This window comes from Alcanivorax sp. HI0044 (genome assembly GCF_001634945.1).
Genome location: NZ_LWEZ01001025.1, coordinates 1 through 595, shown reverse-complemented (window position 1 = coordinate 595; position 595 = coordinate 1). Strand labels below are relative to the sequence as shown.

1 protein-coding gene is annotated in these 595 nt (G+C 60.5%); it reads left to right on the top strand.

What is annotated here, in order from left to right:
* Nucleotides 1–200: 200 nt before the first annotated feature.
* The coding region (gene msrA, locus A3730_RS12040) for a peptide-methionine (S)-S-oxide reductase MsrA (protein WP_063538121.1) at nt 201–595 on the top strand (395 nt) is incomplete at its 3' end.

Here is a 595-nt window from a genome sequence, read left to right as displayed (position 1 = left end):
ATAAAACCCGCCACCACTGCCGGAGCAGATAGCCGGGCCGTACTGAGCCAGGCCGGCTTCAGTGACAGTGACATCGATGGCCTGATCGCCAGTGGAGCCGTCAAGCAGGACTGATCCCTGCTTGCTCTCCACTGGCTGCATTGACCTGTAACACCTGCCGGGCCACAAGCCAGGCAGGTGTTCGCCCCATTGGAGGAACCATGAACGTAGTGATCCCCGGCACATCCCTGGCCATTCACCCGGAACGTTTCCCTGATCCCATCGACGATCTGCCCGCCAATGGCATGGCCAAAGCGGTTCTGGCTGGCGGTTGCTTCTGGTGTGTGGAAGCGGTCTATCTGAATCTGGAAGGCGTGAACGCCGTGGTGTCCGGTTATGCCGGCGGCCATGCTGCCCGCGCCAATTACGAGGCCGTCTGTACCGGCACCACCGGCCATGCGGAAGTGATCGAAGTAGAATACGACAGCACCGTCATCAGCTTCGGCGAACTGCTGAAAGTGTTCTTTTCCGTCGCCCACGACCCCACCCAGAAAGACCGGCAAGGCAACGACCGGGGCACCCAGTACCGCTCCGCGATTTTTTATCACGACGAGGC